Source organism: Vibrio sp. Vb1755 (genome assembly GCF_033338635.1).
Lineage (GTDB): Bacteria > Pseudomonadota > Gammaproteobacteria > Enterobacterales > Vibrionaceae > Vibrio > Vibrio alginolyticus.
On the sequence record NZ_JAWOTA010000004.1, the window covers coordinates 166,780 to 184,384 of the forward strand.

At 45.3% G+C, this 17,605-nt stretch carries 15 protein-coding genes; 5 read left to right on the top strand and 10 right to left on the bottom strand.

All coding sequences use genetic code 11. The features are described from left to right. The first annotated feature begins 132 nt into the window (after nt 1-132). The 5 genes from ihfB (at nt 133) to R7E00_RS06440 (ending at nt 5,310) form a co-directional block, all read left to right on the top strand. Entirely contained in the window at nt 133-414 is a 282-nt protein-coding gene (gene ihfB, locus R7E00_RS06420) for an integration host factor subunit beta (RefSeq protein ID WP_005385816.1), read from the top strand. A gap of 281 nt (nt 415-695) precedes the next feature. Then, nucleotides 696-992, top strand: coding sequence for a LapA family protein (locus tag R7E00_RS06425; protein WP_005376663.1), 297 nt, complete (start codon nt 696-698; stop codon nt 990-992). Nucleotides 993-1,010: 18 nt separating this feature from the next. Next, the gene (lapB, locus tag R7E00_RS06430) at nt 1,011-2,186 is read left to right on the top strand and encodes a lipopolysaccharide assembly protein LapB (protein ID WP_262606215.1); all 1,176 of its coding nucleotides are present in this window, start codon (nt 1,011-1,013) and stop codon (nt 2,184-2,186) included. An 84-nt stretch (nt 2,187-2,270) separates the two neighbouring features. Next, nucleotides 2,271-2,972, top strand: coding sequence for an orotidine-5'-phosphate decarboxylase (gene pyrF / locus R7E00_RS06435; RefSeq protein ID WP_017821659.1), 702 nt, complete (start codon nt 2,271-2,273; stop codon nt 2,970-2,972). Between the two features lie 499 nt (nt 2,973-3,471). Further along, entirely contained in the window at nt 3,472-5,310 is a 1,839-nt protein-coding gene (locus R7E00_RS06440; RefSeq protein ID WP_017633867.1) for an extracellular solute-binding protein, read from the top strand. Between the two features lie 60 nt (nt 5,311-5,370). Here R7E00_RS06440 and R7E00_RS06445 read toward each other — a convergent pair whose 3' ends face one another. The 10 genes from R7E00_RS06445 to dsrO form a co-directional block, all read right to left on the bottom strand. After that, complete coding sequence (locus tag R7E00_RS06445; protein ID WP_033905728.1) at nt 5,371-5,610, bottom strand: hypothetical protein; 240 nt, start codon at nt 5,608-5,610, stop codon at nt 5,371-5,373. 206 nt (nt 5,611-5,816) lie between these two features. Next, a complete protein-coding gene (locus R7E00_RS06450) occupies nt 5,817-6,590 on the bottom strand; it encodes a hypothetical protein (RefSeq protein WP_005385811.1) in 774 nt (257 codons plus the stop codon). A gap of 110 nt (nt 6,591-6,700) precedes the next feature. Further along, nucleotides 6,701-7,279, bottom strand: coding sequence for a membrane integrity-associated transporter subunit PqiC (locus R7E00_RS06455; RefSeq protein WP_017821657.1), 579 nt, complete (start codon nt 7,277-7,279; stop codon nt 6,701-6,703). Then, complete coding sequence (gene pqiB / locus R7E00_RS06460; protein WP_005376682.1) at nt 7,279-8,925, bottom strand: intermembrane transport protein PqiB; 1,647 nt, start codon at nt 8,923-8,925, stop codon at nt 7,279-7,281. The genes R7E00_RS06455 and pqiB overlap by 1 nt, the downstream gene beginning before the upstream one ends. Further along, entirely contained in the window at nt 8,918-10,249 is a 1,332-nt protein-coding gene (locus tag R7E00_RS06465; RefSeq protein ID WP_203345882.1) for a paraquat-inducible protein A, read from the bottom strand. Before R7E00_RS06465 ends, pqiB begins: the two co-directional genes overlap by 8 nt. Before the next feature lie 301 nt (nt 10,250-10,550). Continuing rightward, the gene (locus R7E00_RS06470) at nt 10,551-11,603 is read right to left on the bottom strand and encodes a c-type cytochrome (RefSeq protein WP_256913639.1); all 1,053 of its coding nucleotides are present in this window, start codon (nt 11,601-11,603) and stop codon (nt 10,551-10,553) included. An 8-nt stretch (nt 11,604-11,611) separates the two neighbouring features. After that, the gene (locus R7E00_RS06475; RefSeq protein WP_370687796.1) at nt 11,612-12,175 is read right to left on the bottom strand and encodes a c-type cytochrome; all 564 of its coding nucleotides are present in this window, start codon (nt 12,173-12,175) and stop codon (nt 11,612-11,614) included. A 277-nt stretch (nt 12,176-12,452) separates the two neighbouring features. Beyond that, nucleotides 12,453-15,545 (bottom strand): tetrathionate reductase subunit A, encoded by a 3,093-nt coding sequence (locus R7E00_RS06480; protein ID WP_256913638.1) that lies wholly within the window; start codon nt 15,543-15,545, stop codon nt 12,453-12,455. Between the two features lie 17 nt (nt 15,546-15,562). Continuing rightward, a complete protein-coding gene (gene nrfD, locus R7E00_RS06485; RefSeq protein ID WP_064354169.1) occupies nt 15,563-16,693 on the bottom strand; it encodes an NrfD/PsrC family molybdoenzyme membrane anchor subunit in 1,131 nt (376 codons plus the stop codon). Continuing rightward, on the bottom strand, nt 16,690-17,457 hold the full coding sequence (gene dsrO / locus R7E00_RS06490) for a sulfate reduction electron transfer complex DsrMKJOP subunit DsrO (RefSeq protein ID WP_064354168.1): 768 nt from the start codon (nt 17,455-17,457) through the stop codon (nt 16,690-16,692). Before dsrO ends, nrfD begins: the two co-directional genes overlap by 4 nt. Nucleotides 17,458-17,605: the final 148 nt, after the last annotated feature.

Here is a 17,605-nt window from a genome sequence, read left to right on the forward strand (position 1 = left end):
AAACTATCTTAATAAAAGGCATTTCTTCATTGCGCATTTTGCATAAAATTTGTCTAGAATTGTCAGCAAGTGTTTGTTGGAATTAGTATTACTTACTATAATAAGTGATAAAGATACTCAAAGAGGGCAACTATGACTAAGTCTGAACTGATTGAAAGACTCTGCGCTGAGCAAACACACTTATCAGCGAAAGAGGTAGAGGATGCTGTAAAAGATATTTTAGAGCACATGGCCTCTACACTAGAGAGCGGTGACCGTATCGAGATCCGTGGCTTTGGTAGTTTTTCTCTTCATTACCGCGAGCCTCGCGTAGGTCGTAACCCTAAAACGGGCGATAAAGTGGAATTGGAAGGTAAATACGTTCCACATTTCAAACCAGGTAAAGAACTTCGTGAGCGTGTAAATATTGGTTAATGCACTCTTATTAGTTTCAAAAAAGCGGCATACGTTTGTGTATGCCGCTTTTTTGTAATGTATCCAAGTTAGTCATACATCCAAGATCGTTTACTAATCTAATTGTGGATTCAGCCGTTTTCCTTGCTGCTTTCTATACCCAAATAACTTTAACTTCTAAGCATGTCTACAAACTAAGCATCTTGAGGTTACTTGGGTATAGATTATTGCTAATATACGTAGTCTGAAGAAGCATTTTCCTGCATAATCTTACCGACTTACTCCTAGAAGGGTGATGTAACATGAAAATTATAAAAATCGTTGCTGTTTTAGCTCTCTTTTTAATTGCATTGGCGTTAGGTTCCCAAAACCAAGAGCTCGTGACTTTTAACTATCTTCTAGCAAAAGGAGAGTTCCACTTATCTACGCTATTAGGTGTAGTATTTGTGGTTGGCTTTGCTTTAGCGTGGGTTATATTTGGTAGCATCCAACTGAAAACTCAGCTACAGGTCCGTCGTTTAAAGAAAAAACTGAAAAAGTACGAACCAACTGAATCAAACAACGCTGCTGATAAGCCAGCCATTGAAAAACAGGCATAAGGATAAGGCTTAACTTTAATGCTTGAACTACTCTTCTTGTTGTTGCCTATAGCTGCTGCGTATGGCTGGTATATGGGGCATCGCAGCGCTCAGCAAGACAAGCAGAAGCAATCTCATCAAATCTCTCGTCAGTATATGACGGGTCTTAATCTGCTGCTCTCTGACCAATCAGATAAGGCTGTCGATCACTTTATTGAATTGCTCCAAGTTGATAACGAGACCATCGATACTCACCTTGCGTTGGGTAACCTGTTCCGGTCTCGTGGTGAAGTCGACCGCGCAATCAGAATTCACCAAAATCTTATTTCTCGTTCAGGCTTAACACTGGACCAAAAGAACCTCGCCCTTCAACAGTTAGCGAAAGACTACATGGTCTCTGGTTTTCTTGATCGTGCAGAGAAAATCTTCGAACAGTTAGTCGAAGAGCCAGATTACAAAGAGGCGGCTCTTCAACAATTAGTGACCATTTATCAGCAAACACGAGAATGGGAAAAGGCGATTTATTACGCGAACCAATTGGCTAAGTTAGGTAATAAACGCTCAAGGATGCGTGCAAATATTGCCCATTTTTGGTGTGAAATAGCCATGCTCGACCAAGCTGATGGGAATACTAATAAGGCAATACAGCATTTTAAAAAAGCGTTAGCGGAAGACCCGAAGTGTGTTCGAGCAAGTATTGCTTTGGGACGAATTTACCTAGAGTCTGAAGACTATAAGCACACCATCAAATATCTGAAGGGGGTACTTGAGCAAGATAAAGACTTTATCAGTGATGTCTTGCCAACTATTGCAGAATGCTATCATCATCTGGGTCAGGAAGATGAACTTGTCGAGTTTCTGAGAGCTTGTATTGATAAGAAAGCAGGCGTATCAGCCGAGTTGATGTTGGCTCAATTAGTTGCTCATCACGAGAACGTTGGGGCTGCTCAAGAGTTACTGACGAAACAATTGCTGAAAAACCCAACCATGAAGGGCTTCTACCGTTTAATTGACTACCACATTGCAGAAGCAGAAGATGGTCGAGCGAAAGACAGCCTATCAACACTACAAGCGATGGTGGGTGAACAGTTAAAAGTGAAACCGCATTACCGATGCCGGAAGTGTGGATTTTCTACCCATTCCCTTTATTGGCATTGTCCGTCCTGTAAAGGATGGGGAACGATCAAGCCAATCCGCGGATTGGATGGTGAATAATTCTTAATGCAGCTGGCAGAGTTTCTGTCCGCTGCATTTTTTTAACTTTTTATTTAATAAGAACCAAAACAGTTAGGAGATGAAATGATCGACCAAAAAGTTATTGTCGCACTGGATTATGATAACCAAGCAGATGCACTTGCGTTTGTAGATAGAATTGATCCTGCGTCATGCCGACTAAAAGTTGGCAAGGAGATGTTTACGCTATTTGGTCCTGATTTTGTACGTGAACTCCATAAACGTGGTTTCTCTGTATTCCTAGATTTAAAATTTCACGATATTCCAAACACCTGTTCGAAAGCAGTTCGCGCTGCGGCTGAAATGGGTGTATGGATGGTGAACGTACACGCGAGCGGTGGTGAGCGTATGATGACGGCATCACGTGAAATTCTTGAGCCATATGGTAAAGATCGTCCACTTCTTATCGGTGTAACGGTACTAACCAGTATGGAACAAAGTGATTTAGCTGGTATTGGTTTGAATGTTGCGCCTCAGGAGCAAGTTATTCGTCTAGCAACCTTGACCAAAAACGCAGGCTTAGATGGTGTCGTATGTTCAGCGCAAGAGTCCTCATTACTGAAGAGCGAACTAGGCCAAGAATTTAAATTAGTGACCCCTGGTATTCGACCTGCTGGCTCAGAACAAGGTGACCAACGCCGTATCATGACGCCAGTAGACGCTATCCAATCAGGTTCAGATTATCTTGTGATTGGTCGCCCTATCACTCAAGCGTCAAATCCTGCAGAAGTGCTGAAGTCGATCAATGAGAGCTTATCTAAAATGTAAGCACTGTCTCGATTGTATGGAGAAAAGTGAGGCTAAGATGCCTCACTTTTTATATCGAATGAAAATACTAATCGCGGTAAACAACCATTCCTTTTAACCAGCTATGTCTGATCATTTACTCGCTGTAACAGGTATATCGGGGCCAATTGAGATAAAGGTTCTGCGGTTTACTCTGAGTAAAGTAGGGCTTGGTACTATGCCGATCACACTTTTGTAACATAACTCACTGTGATGCCTCGAAAATGCAACCATGTGTTATTGATGGCTTGCGTTACAAATGTCTAAAGAATACTATGGCGAAGATGCATTCACTGCGTTGTAAGGTCTAGGATGACCTAGTGAAACTCTTTGAAATTAATATAGAAGCTGGCAGGACGTCACTTCATATTACGTTCCTATTATTTCCTATCTGCGTATTTTAAATCGCAGCTTTCTGTGAGCTTTCACACGCTGTCTTCCTTGTTACGACCTTAGTGCGCAAACACAACAAGGAAGAAACATGACTAAAAAACTGCCATTTTCAGTACTAGCAACACTGACCGCTGCCAGTTTTCAACTGAGTGCGGCAGAATTGCCAGCTGATATCGAATGGATTTCAAACAACAACGAACCTCTATTTGCCTCTGAAGAGGCGGTACGAGGTGGCACCTATCGCACTTACATTCAGAGCTTTCCGCAAACATTACGAAGTGTTGGTCCAGATGCGAACTCAGGTTTGCGCCAATACTTAATGGATGGTTCACCAAAACTGGCTCAGCGTCATCCAAATACTGGCAAATGGATCCCTCAACTTGCTAAGTCATGGGCATTTGGAGAGGACAACAAAACCGTATTCTTTAAACTCGACGAAACGGCCGAGTGGTCAGATGGTGAAAAAATTACAGCGGATGATTACGTCTTTATGATGAAGTACTACACGTCAAAAGACATTATCGACCCGTGGTATAACGACTTCTTCACAAACAGTATTGTGAGTGTTGAAAAAATTGATGACTACACGATCAAAGTCAATCTTGCTGTAGCTCAAAGTCATGACTCACTTATGGTTATGATTAACATGCCAAGTAATGGTTTTCAGCCTCGTCCTGAACACTTCTTTGAAGGAGAAAAGGACGCAAATAACGATGGCATGCCTGATAACTTCGTCAGAAAGTTTAACTTTAAATCTGAGCCAACCGCAGCACCTTACTACATTGATCAAGTGAAGAAAGGTAAGAGCGTGACATTCAAACATGTCGGTGAAGATTGGTGGGGATACAACAACCGCTACTATAAAAACCGTTATAACGTTGAAAAGGTTCGCATTAAGGTAATTCGCGATCCTGATATTGCCATGAAGCACTTTGAGAAAGGCAACTTAGACTACTTTGAGATGGTGCTACCAAGCTTTTGGCATGACAAAACCAATAGTGATGTGTACAAAAAAGGCTATATCCAAAAGTACTGGGGCTTTAACGAAGCACCGCAAGGAGCTGGTGGTCTTTGGATGAACACAGCGATGCCGATGTTGGATAACCTAGAAGTGCGTAAAGGTGTTATGGCAGCCACTGACTATGACGGCATGATTGAAAACATCATGCGTGGAGATTATTCACGTAAACCGCATGGACTCGGCTTTGGTCATGGCGAATACGATGATCCTAACAATACACCGCCAAAGTTTGATGCTGATGCGGCGGTTAAACACTTCGAAAAAGCGGGCTTTGACAAAGTGGGCGCAGATGGTATTCGTGTTAACGACAAGGGCCAACGCTTGAGCTTTGCCATCACCTACGGATACAACTCTTGGACACCGCGTATTGCATACCTGAAAGAGCAAGCGAAACTTGCTGGTCTTGAGTTCACGTTAAACTTGGTGGATGGCTCATCTGCGTTTAAATACATTCTTGAGAAAAAGCATCAGCTAGCGTTTTTGAATATGGGCTCTGGTGAGATCCCTGCGTATTGGGAATACCTACACTCGGATAATGCAAATCGACCACAAACGAATGCTCACACCAACTACAGTAGCCCTGAGCTAGACAAGTTAATTGAAGCGTATGACTCTGAGTTTGATCAGGAGAAGCGTTACGACTTGTCGCATCAAATCCAAAACTATGTCAGCAAAGCAAATATCATCGTTCCTGGCTATATGGTGCCTTATTCTCGAGTTGCTCATTGGCGCTGGGTTAAAATTCCTAAAAACGGCATGACAAAAGCGACAGAATGGGTGCTTCATCCAATGGATATCGGTAATTTCTGGATTGATAACCAAGTAAAAGAAGAGACAGAAGAAGCGATGGACGAGGGTAAAACCTTCCCAGAACTAACGGTAATTGATGATCGTTACAAATTGTAAATCAGTAGTTTAGATAGAAAATGATAGCCCCGATAATGAATTTTATCGGGGCTTTCTTTTTTACTTAATAAGGTAAGACACTTCTAAAAGGTAGGTTTTTGCATCACCAAGCAAAGAGAACGCTCTATCGATGGTTTTAAATCGATCATCAAGCGAGTCGCTGGATATCAGCTGGCTGAATGTTTGCAACGAAAAAGCTTCGTTTGCTTTGAAGAACTGATGTACGTTTTCAAGCTGAACTTTATGAATATGCTCCACCTTATTTAGGGCGGTGGTTAAATCGGAAATGTTAATCGACATTGCTACTCGGGAACCTTATCAATAAGACCTATATGAGGTCATAGAGTGGGGTTTTATATTTTGCGACAGAGAGTAACACCGAAGAGCAATTTATAGTCTGATGAAGATCAATTTGCCTTATTTAAGCATCTGTAACGCGACACTATACGTATACCTAGAGCTAGTACACGTTACAACGCTTGAATATAGGCTAGGGTTTCACCTGATCAAAAGTAAAAGCCAAGTCCGACTAAAAGCCCTTGAGAAGCTGTATCATATTCAAATACTCCCTCATTTTTGTAATCAACCCAGGTCGACTTGTAAGCTAAGTTGAGATCAGACCATTCGTTAAAACGATAACGAACACCAGTTTGAATGGCATAAGTGAAGTGAGTATCGTTGCCAAGTCCGGCGTCGATACTGGCATGAAATCGCCAGTTTTCGCTCAATTCATCAATGAGTCGCAAGCCAACTAAAAAATCGACCCAATCTTCTTGTAATGACAGTCTATCTTCTAGTACCCGGTTGTCATTACGATACAGCTTGCCGGTGATGTCATTGTCCCACCAGCGTAATCCAAACATATAATCCAGTTTACCAAATGAATATTGTTCGCGTTGGAATGCCTTTGCTTCTAGAACACCTTGCCGTATTTCGATGTCCGCACGATAACGAGCGTTAGGCAGAGCGCCCTTGATATTATTAACATCACCACTTAAGTTCATGAAACTATAATCTATGTAGTAGCCCCACTTACTTTGGTAAATACTCTCGAATCGCAACATCGCCCCAATATCGAGGTGGTCTACGATGAACTTAGGATCGACATCCACCTCTGATGAAAAGCGACCAATACTGGTATCCCCGTGGATATTCAGTCCTAGCATGTACACTTCTATGCTATTTCGCCAACGAGATTCTTGTGTCTCGGCTGAGAGCGCTACTGATGTAGGTAATACAAGAATGAGTGAGGAGAGTGATAGCAGGTTACATGGTTTCATCCAATTTCCTTTTCGGCTGTTCGGCTTTTCGTCAGCTTTCAGCTTAGTAGAAGTCGCTACACTCTGCATAAAAAAGGGAAGCAACTTGCTTCCCTGTAATTAACATTGACTTAGAGTTGTTTGGCAATGTCTGAGGTTAGGCTTTCTAAGCCTATGGATAAAGCGTTGACGAGCGCTTCATAGCCCTCATCTTGAAGCGGCTGAGAGATTTGTATTGGCGCGCTGTTTTCTACCTTACCTTCGGCATTAATGAGTAACCATTCCCCCTCAATTTCGATATTACCTTTGTAGCTGCCATTAAATTTATTTAACGTAAGCTGTAGTTTGGCTTCACCGCTTTGATCCAACAGATTATTCATTTCAGTCGGCCAGTAATGACTTTGCTTGTGACGTAGTTCCGCGACAACTCTCTGAGTGATTTGCTCGGAAATACTGTGCGCCCATTGATTGTGTTTTGCCTGAATAACTTGGGTCTCAGAGGTTCGATAAACAATGCCATTATCATTCAAATAACTCGCCAATGTCACTGGACGAACAACTAAAGTTGGGCGCTGAGCGATATCAGAAGAGCTCAGAGTCACTGGTTCCGCCTTAGGTAGAAGGTACATAGCTCCTTTAGTTTGCGGAGCGCTACTGCAACCCGTTAGACCGACAAATAGCGCGATAGACAGAAAGAATACTCGTTTCATTAGTTTTGGCCTTTAACTGGTATTGGGTCACTGATTTCATCTTCTCCAAACACAAGAGAGTTTGGCTTTTCGTTTAGCTGTTTAAGTACGGGTTTAAACTCTGTCATCACGCTTTCTAATTCTTTTAGCGTGGCTTCCATTTCGCTGTACATGGTTGAGTTGGGCCCATAACCATCGAGTGTTTTTTGTAATTGCTGTAAGCTTTGGCGAATATCTGTTGGGATCTCTTGCGTCTCTTTTTGATTCAAAAGTTTATCAATACTGTCCGCCACGCGTTCTGCTGAAGCTAACGTTTTTTCGGACGTTTTTAACGTTGAATTGAGAGAGTCTAGTGTTTCTTCCATTGGTAAGTTATTAATCTTATTTAGGAAGTCGTTCACTTGGCGCTGAACCTGCGCAAAACCACCACGCATGGTTGGGAAAACATCTAAATCAGCAAACTTACTCGGTACGTAAGGCTCGTCATTTGGATAGAAGTCGGCGTCAACATATAGTGCGCCTGTTAATAAGTTACCTGTTTTTAAAGTACCACGTAGGCCTTTAGCAAACTCACTCTTCAATTTATCTTTTAACATTGGCAAAGATTGGGATTGGAAATCGCCATAAACACGGCCGAGCTCGATACGTACCAATACAGGGATTTTTTTCGCAGAAAAGTTCTCTTCTGGGGTTGGAAGTCGCATTGGTACACGCATCACAGTACCAATTCTCAAGCCTCGATATTCGACAGGTGCCTTACGTTTAAGCCCTCGTACCGATTCATCAAAAAGCATAACGAATTCAATATAATCATCGTACATGCCTTCTCGAAGTTGTTTAATATCATCATACAAGCGGAAGTTGACCATATTTTCAGTGAGCTGTTCACCGGATTCAAGACCTGGAACGGTATCGAAGGTAACACCACCCGTTAGCATGCTCTCTAATGAGCCAAACTTGACTTCGAACCCTTCAGCATTGAGCTGTAAATCTACGCCAGAATTCAGCCAGAACTTGGTACGAGTGCGCACTAAGCTGTCATAAGGCTTGAAAATAAAGAGTTGGTATAACGCTTTGCGAGTGTCAACATCAAAGCTGGTTTTCTCTACGCGACCAACCGTAAAGCCTTTATAAATGACGGGGTCACCAACGCCTAGCTTACCAGCCTCGCGGTGTGTTAACACAAGGCGTAACCCCTCTGCATCAGGAGAGGCGACTGGGGGAACATCTAAGACCGTAAAGCGCTCTTTCTCTATTTTAGATTTACCCGGCTGAAGTTGGATATAAGCGCCAGAGAGCAAGGTTTCTAAACCTGAAACGCCATCACGGCCAATACGAGGCTTCACCACCCAAAACATGGTGTCATCTCGCAACATGCGTTCTGCATCCTTGTTCATTTGTGCCTTAGCGATGATGTGATCGTAATTTTCACTGAGAGTGACTTCAGTAATCAGTCCGACTTTTACATTCAATGCTCGGATTTCGGTTTTGCCAACCTCAATCCCATCTGCGGTTGGCAGTTGGAGAGTAATTTGTGGGCCTGTACTGTTGATATATTGGAACAGCATCCACGCTCCCATGGCTAGCGCAAGGATCGGGACAATCCATATCGCAGAAATCTGCTTTTGCGGTTTTATTTGAGCGGTTACGTTGTTCTCATCACTCATATTTGGCTTTCTCGTTTAAGTTGTCAGAAATCGGCTCCTGCACTTCGTTTTGTGGCAATTGCCACAACAAACGTGAGTCAAATATCATTGCAGAAAGCATAGTAAAAATGACCACTGCCGCGAAAGAGAGCGCAGCAGGACCTGGATAAATCGCCATTAAGTTTTGCAGTTGAACCAGTGCAACTAAGATCGCGACGACGAAGATATCGATCATGGACCAACGGCCAATAAACTCAGTTATGCGGTAGATCTTTAAGCGTGAAATACTCTCTTCGTGCGGAAGATATCGCGCTTTTTGCGCATTGTAATACAGCCACGCGAGTGCCAGCATTTTCGCCATTGGAATAAATACGCTAGCAAAGAAAATTACCATCGCAATAGGGTAAGAACCTAAATGCCAAAGCAATATTACCCCCTCCATGATAGTCGAACCTTCTGCATGTCCAAGGCTTACGGTGTACATCATAGGGTAGAGGTTTGCAGGGATATAGAAAATGACTGAAGCAAACAAAAGTGCCCAAGCTTTTTGTAAATTGTCTGCGGGGTTGTATTTGTGAATAGGGCTTTTACAACGAATGCAGTGTTGGTGTTTTTTAGCTTCAATAGGGTTGAGCTGGTGACACGTATGACAACCAATATGGTTGTGGTTATGGTGCGTATCACCCTCTTTTACATCAGGTAGCTCGATAGCTGGAATAAAGTGCCCCCAGAGCCAGCTTTTGTCGACCATTGATATGCATTTGACTACCAGAACGGTATATACACAAAACGCCCAGAATGAAGTGCCCATGCCTATGTCTGCGAGGGAAGCTATTTTAATTAAGCTGACCAACACGCCAATCAAAAATACATCCACCATTAACCAGGGTTCGACTCGAAACAGAAGACGGCATAAAACTTTTGCCATTCGTTGCTGCTTTTTAGAGGGGGTATGTTTACGTGCTTTTAATGCTTCAAGGTGAAGAAAGAGAATGAGACCAACATAGATTGCAGGCAAAACGATAACTGTTGCGAGTAGCAGCACACCCAAAAGCACATTTTGAAACTCAGCCAGCATTTTGGCAGCGTGCAACAAGGTGATCTCTTGCGACAACCCTTGCACGCTGAACGACATAAAAGGGAAAGAAATGCTTAGCACTAACATGATCAAACATGCCGATGATATGGCGATCACGCTTTGGTAAGGCTTGGCATTCACTTTAGTCAGCGAATGCGAACATCGAGGACATTGTGCTTTTTGCCCCTGTTCGATATCGGGAATGCGAACAACAAGGCCGCACTCTTCGCATGAAATTAACTGACGGGAATTAGGTTGAATACTCATCGGGTAGGTTTTAGATTCATTTGCTTTAAGAATACTCTTTTTTCACTAGGCACGCTTGTTTTGATTCAGGAGTTTACGAGTTTCTTACTTTTGGCATTAGAGGATATGGGAGATCTAAGACATAAACGAAGTCGCGTTTGGTACAAGATTTTACGGCGAAGATGAGTATGTTGGAAGCCGAAAATAATGTGATATTGCTTGTCTGTGGAGGGGTAATTACTTGTTTTTAAGGGTAAGTAACCCTGCCCAGATAATCTGAGCAGGGAAAAAGAGCATTTTATTTAAGGTGCTTAGTTGTACTTTACTTGACCGTTCCGCTCTTAAAGGCATTGGAGCCGACTTGCGTACCGTTGAGCGTTTTGCCGTAATAGCCTTGGTGCTGGTGATATTTCTCCGCGTTTGCGGTGACATTGCCTTTGAATCGAGGATCTTGTGGACGCTCATGGCTGTTGACGTATGCTGCGACATCCCATGCTTCTTGCTCTGTCAGCTGCACACTTTTCCCAAGCGGCATGTTTTCGTAAATAAAATAGGCTGCAGTGTTAATCCGGTGCATACCTGCGCCCCAGTTATACGCATATTCGCCCCAAAGTGGTGGAATGTATGAATGGTCGTTGGTGTCTTTGATGCCTGAACCGTCGGCGCGATGGCAAGTTTCACAGTTCTTTTCGTAGACCAATGCGCCTCGCTCTATTGATGGTTCTTGCTCAGGGGCGGCGATTTTTGGGTAGCCACGCCCAGAGAGATTACCCCGCTTTTCAATTGGTAATGCTTGTGCGATGGCTTCGGGCAACGGGAAGTCTTTTGCTTTTCCACCAATTTGCAACGTTTTTGCGTCTAGTTCTGGAATGGGTTCATCCGCCATACCATGTTTGTCAAGCAAGCCGCCCATCGCTAACCAGTAGGCGTAAGCACTAAGGGCAACAATTTCTGGCGAATCGTAAGCGGGCGCTTTACCGTTCATGGAATACTCGAAACAACCTTGGATACGGTCAGCATAGCTGTTTACGCGATCGTTTTTCTTACGATATGCCGGGTATGCCATGTAAGCTGCCCACAGTGGCGCAGCGTTTGCTTTTCGTCCTGCCTCCATATGGCAGTTCACACAGTTTTGTTCGTTGCCAACGTATTTTCCGCGCATTTGTTGTGAGTTAACAAAGAGCGAGTAACCGCGTTTTACTTGCTCACCAAATGCGGTGTTTGGGATTGTGCTGAGATCACGCGGTTTTAAGTATTCACCGTGCTTTTCTTTTTCTATCGCAGGTAGCTCTTTCTGGCGGTCCGGTAATGGAGCGTTAGCTAGTACGAGCGTAGAAATGAAAGGCAGTGCGAACAAAGAATAGAAACGTTTCATGACTGCTCCTAGTAACGTAATGAGGCAAAGTAGTAAGCAAGATTTTCGATCTCTTTGTCAGTGAGATTTTTTGCGATAGTACCCATCATATTGAGCGGGTCACCACTGCGAGTGCCGTTTTTCCATGCCATCAATTGCGTTTTTAAGTAATCAGCATGTTGGCTTGCGAGGCGAGGGAACTTGTCGACGCCCATACCGCTGGCTCCATGACAAGTCGCGCAAGCTGGAATATTTCGATCCCAATCGCCTTGGAAAATTAACTTACGATACGGGTTACGAATATCAGCTTGGTCGCCGCGTTGTTCTGGATTCGTGAACTCATAGCTCGGGAGGTTAGCAAAGTACTCCATCACTTCCTTACGGTCTGCGGGATCGCTGAGTTCCTTCGCCATGCCTTGCATGACCACATTTTGGCGTTCGCCACTAAGGAATAGTTCGATTTGAGTGTTGAGATAATTCGCGTTTAAACCAGCGATCATAGGCGCGATATTTGGCTGTCCCATGCCATCTTGGCCGTGACAACCGCTACATACGCTGGCTTTTTCCGGAATAGACGAGGCGCTTGCGCCCATAGTGGTTGCTAATAAACAGGCCACCACCACTGGAAGAATTTTTGACATGCTGACTCACTTTAATTTTTATTAATATGCCTAAGTGCTACTTGGTAGTCACTTGGACGATATTGTCGGCCTTGTCAATAATGAAAGGTATTGTGGATTTCCACATATTTAATAAGTGTAAATGGCCGTATTTGTTTTTATTGGTTGTTCTATAAGCGATAAAAACAAAGTGGTGAAGAGCTGCACAAATCGGCAGCTCTAAGTGGTAGAGACGTCTTAACGTGCGGCGTTACGCTTTGCGGATTTTGGCCGGCAGGGACTGACGTGCCGCCGCGCCCACGACCCAATCCAACAACACGCCTTTGCCTTCTCGAGTAGGGTCAATTAAGCCAATGTCGTTAATATTGACGCCATCTTGGCTGCGCGTTTTTACGGGTTGTTGTTTATCGCCGATCCAGTGCGAGCGTTGTCCTAGCTCGGTATGACCAAACCCATGTTCAAATCCGAGTGTGCCAGGGCGAATCCCGTTGACTATCATCGCAAGTGCTTTGGTGCTTGCAGATGGGGTTTCGATAACAAACTCATCACCCGTTTTAATGCCTGCGCGCTCGGCATCGATTGGATGGATGTACACTGGATTTACGCCTTTAATCGAGTTCAACCTTGGCGATAGATTGGATACTGCACTGTGAATGTTGGATTTAAAGTTCGTCAGGCTGAAAGGCCATTCTGAGCTTGGGAACTGGTCTTCCATTGGTGTGCCGTCGGCCAGTTTTTGTGGATGCCATGTTGGGCAACCCGTGTAGAAATCACCGGTCATGGTGTTTCTTGCGCTGCCGACACGTTCATTCCATATCGCAACAGGTCGTGTCCATTTGTGCTTCATTTGTGCACCTTGATACGCTTCGGTTGCATTTTCAAAGCGTCCGCCGCGAGCAAAAATAAACGCCACTCGTTTCATCTCATCCGCTGTTAGCGTGCTTTGCATCGCTGGCATTAAACGCTCTAAGCCTGACCACGCAATGTCTTCTGCCGAAACTTCAGGCACGCCACCTTTCACATAAGCCAAGTTTGCCGCAGCTCGCAAATAGAAATCTTCGGCGCGATGGAGAGCGTGCCAGTTGCCTTGTGCATCTTGAATTGCATTGTCACCAAAACCGCCCAGCTGCATTTTCTTAGCAACATCAATCAGGAAGTTCTCTAAACAAATCGAGCGACCGTCGGCGGTTTTCTCTGTTCGCGCTTCCACTATCGGCCAACGAGCGGTGACGGTTTTCACCGGAACGTCGTGCCAAGGCGTTGCCATACCCCAGCTTTCGTAGGTGACCGTGTCAGGTACAATATAATCCGACAACGCGGTGGTTTCGTTAATGAACGCATCAACAGACACAATCAAACCGAGTTGTTTTGGATCTTTAAGCTTGTCTTCCAGCAGCGTTTTCAAACCGGGTACACCATACATTGGGTTCGCCATGTGGTTGATCCACGCTTTAACGCGGTATGGATACCCATCAATAGCCGCAGATAGGTGCTCTGTCAGCAGTGGCGCGGCAAACGGATACCAAGGGGCGCGAGTTGGGTAAGGTGATTCACCTGCCTTAACGCGACGTTTGTATTCGCTGGTTTTGTGGTAGGGGAATTTACTGCGCGACAAAAAGACGCCTTTCGGGCCGACTTTGCCAGCAAATTTGGTGAAGTCGTAACGAGGACCCGCAGCGGAAGTTGGGTAGCCACCCGCTTTGGCCATCGCGCCGCCTTTCATATTTATGTTACCAATCAACGCATTGAGCATCATGATGGTAAACGAGTTATAGAACCCATTGGTGTGCATGTTGCCACCGTGGGTATCGACCACCGCTTTTGTTCCGTGACTGGTAAAGCGCTTTGCTAGTTCAACAATTTGTTCGACGGGGATTTCACATTGTTGGCTGTAGAACGCAAGACTGTATTTGAACGCCTCTTCTTTGAGTCTTTGTAGAGACGATTTTACGCGCACTTCGCCCGATGCAAGCGAAACCGTTTTATCGACAAACAGTGCCGCTTCGTCAGCTTGGGTATGAACACCAAATTCGCCGCTTTGCTCATCCACGATGACGTACGGGTCAGAGTCAGACAACGCTTCGCCCTCGAATGGCAGATTCAAGTCCGACGCGCGTAAAAACGTGCCGTTTCTCGGGTGCTGATTATCGCTTATCACGAGATGCGTAGCATTACACCAGTGCGCGGTACCGGCTCGTTTCATCGCGTTTGCCCCCGGCTGCGCCAAGAAGGTTTTGTTGTAGCGTTGGTTTTCGATGATCCACTGGATCATGCCAAGCACGAGGGCAGAATCGGTGCCCGGTTTGATTGGTATCCAGCGGTTGTTGTCACCGGCGGCCAAGCTCGATGAACCCGCAGGCAAACTTGGCGTGATGATGGAGTATTCCAAGCCACCTTCTGTTCGCGCATTGGCGAGTTGGCGCGCCTGACGCTTAAAAGGGTTGCCAGCTTGCGCAGGCGACATACCGATGAAGATGATGTATTCCGCATTATCAAAGTCTGGCTTCAAATGTGCGTTCTTATCTAAGTCGTTCATAAATGCGCCGCTGCCAGCACGAAATGCGTAGCCGCAGTAAGAGCCATGATGCCCAAAGTTACGCGTACCGTAGCTATTGAAAGCAAAGCGTTTGAAGATGTCGTCTCGGCCTTCATTACCGGCGTTGGTCATTAACAATTGATTGGCCTTCGGGCCATATTCTGGGTTTTTAGGGGCAACGGGCGTTGTTAAATCGCGAATGTCGCGTAAGCCATCAACATGGCCTTCACCAAATAAATCACCGCCCTCGACGACTTCTTCAATCAATTGCTCGTAGCTGATCGGAATCCATTTTCCTTCGCCGCGTTTGCCAACTCGTTTCAGTGGCTGAGTAATGCGGTATGGGCTGTTGCGAATTTCTAGCATCCCATTGCCACGTGCGCATGCTGTTGAACGACCGTCAAGGCCCGCTTCTCCTGTCAAACTTAAATAAGCATCTTTGACTGGCGTTTCGAACGGAATGTGTTGCTGATGAGAGAGTGGGTGATATGGGTTGCCAGTAATACGCAAAATCTCGTCGCTGCGGTTATCAATGCGTACACGCAATCCGCACAGTGACCAACAACCAAAACACATCGATGGCGCAACGCGCTGATTTGGATTAGGGATTAGGTTGCCTTTGCTGTTGACCGTGTACTCTGGTTCAAGCGAGTTACCGTGGTGAATATCACGCGTTTTTTCTCCCGCAGTGCCTTCGAGCGCACCTTCGACCATGTGTTTGGTGGTGGTGGCGTAACCCGCAGCGAATGCGCCAAGCCCACCCACTGCAATGCCTGATTTCAAAAACTGACGGCGTTTGTTATCCATGATGAAATCCCCTTTGATTAGCGTTCAGTTAAGGTGAGTGATGAGGCTTTTACTTCGATCTTTTGTTTTGGCTGAACCAGCTCCGAACTGAGCTGTGCCAGTGCAAGCCATAATCCGAGCATGCCGATAATGCCTATCCAGCCATTTCCATCCATAGTGAGTTGGTATGGATACAGCCCTGCATCGAACTTGGCGATGGTTTGCACTTCCATGATGGTAAACCAGCGAATCAGCCATGCACTTGCCAGTGCGGCAGCAGACACAAAACCGAGCCCTATGACGTGACGAAATCTGGCTGATGTGGACTTTTTGGTATCGCGCAAGAAGATGAAAGCGAGCAAAACACAACCTAAAACGACAAAAGTGAGCAGGGCAATGTTGTGCATCCATTGTTCGCTAGAATAGAGCGAAAATGCGGAATTGTTGGATGCCCAAATCGGTAGCAATATCAGCGTTAATACACCGCTGGTAACCACTGATTTTTTCAGTAAATTAGTATCGCCAGATGTCAGCGTCTTTGACTGACTAGGCAGCAGTAACCAAATCAGCAGAGAAAATCCGACCGCGCCCATAAATGCAGTGACAAACCAAAGAATTGGTGACGCGGGTTGGTGCCATAATGAACGTGATTTTACGATCGCAATTTCAGCTCCAGTATAAAGGGCGATGGTTAAGCCTGATAACACGGTGATTGCAGATATTGTGAGCATCACTTTGTGAGAAATAGCCCATTCACCAAGCGACAACTTAGATAACAGAGGTAGTACTTTTCCCGGTTGATTTCGCAGTGCGATAAGATCCTCGCGGAGATATAGCCATGCAGTCACTACCGCTAAACCTGAGAAAACAGGCAAGAAAAGCGACCCCAAAGACATCCATGACCACGGAGTGATGTGTACGTAAAAATGCCATGCGCGTCCCGGCTGGTGAAGGTCGCCAGTTAACGCTAATGGCCCCACGATGGCGCCGATGGCCAGCGTCAGAACAAGCGCAGCGCGCAGTCTGTGACTGGTGTGTTTTTCAAATAATAGGGCGATTAGGAATAAAACAGCAGCCGTATAAGCCGAACCGATGTAGAAGAAATACTGCACCGCCCACGGGAGCCAAGCCATCGCTTGAGGTTGGACTAACACTTCGGTGATGTTCATGCGCGATCTCCTTGTGGGTCGTAAATAGCAGGTTGTCCGTCGATGTGGCTGGTGAAGCGTTCATCCATGCCGATGTAAAACACGTGAGGCTTGGTGCCTTCATTGGGTTTTAGCACTTTGATATCGTCTTGGTGCTTCGCAATTAAGCGGCGGACTTCACTTGATGGATCATTCAAATCACCAATTACACGTGCTCCGCCAACACAGGTTTCCACGCAGGCAGGCAATAGACCTTTTTCTAGACGGTGAGCACAGAAGGTACATTTATCTGCGGTGAGGGTGTCTTCATTGATAAAGCGAGCATCGTAAGGGCAAGCTTGTACACAATACGCACACGCTACGCAGCGACTGTTATCCACCATGACAATGCCATCTTCGCGCTGAAAGGTTGCTTGAACCGGACACACTGCCACGCAAGGTGGGTTGTCGCAGTGGTTACAAAGGCGCGGTAGCATAAAGGCTTTTGCTTCTCGCGTGGCTGTAGAGCCATCATCTAACGTAACTTCGTATTGCTTTACGGTGGTTCGGAATTGACCGATTGGCGCTTGGTTCTCGATGCTGCAACCCACAGTGCACGCTTGGCATCCGACACATTTACGCAAATCTATCACCATGGCATAACGCTTGCCGACTTGTCCTTTTCGGTCAGCGGACTGGTTATTTCGAATAATGTTTCCCGCAGTTGCCGTGCCAATGCCTGCGACTGGAATTAACGCGGCTCCGGCTGTGACCGCGCTGAGAAAGCGACGTTTGGTGGAATCCATAACTCACCTGCTTTTTTGTTGTATTTGAATTGACTGATTCCATTGTGAGAAATGCACTGCGAGGCTTATATTGTGGATTTCCACATACCCAGATCAAACTTGATCTAAAACAAATGTGGTTTAGGGAAGGTAGCTGTTATTCTTGTCG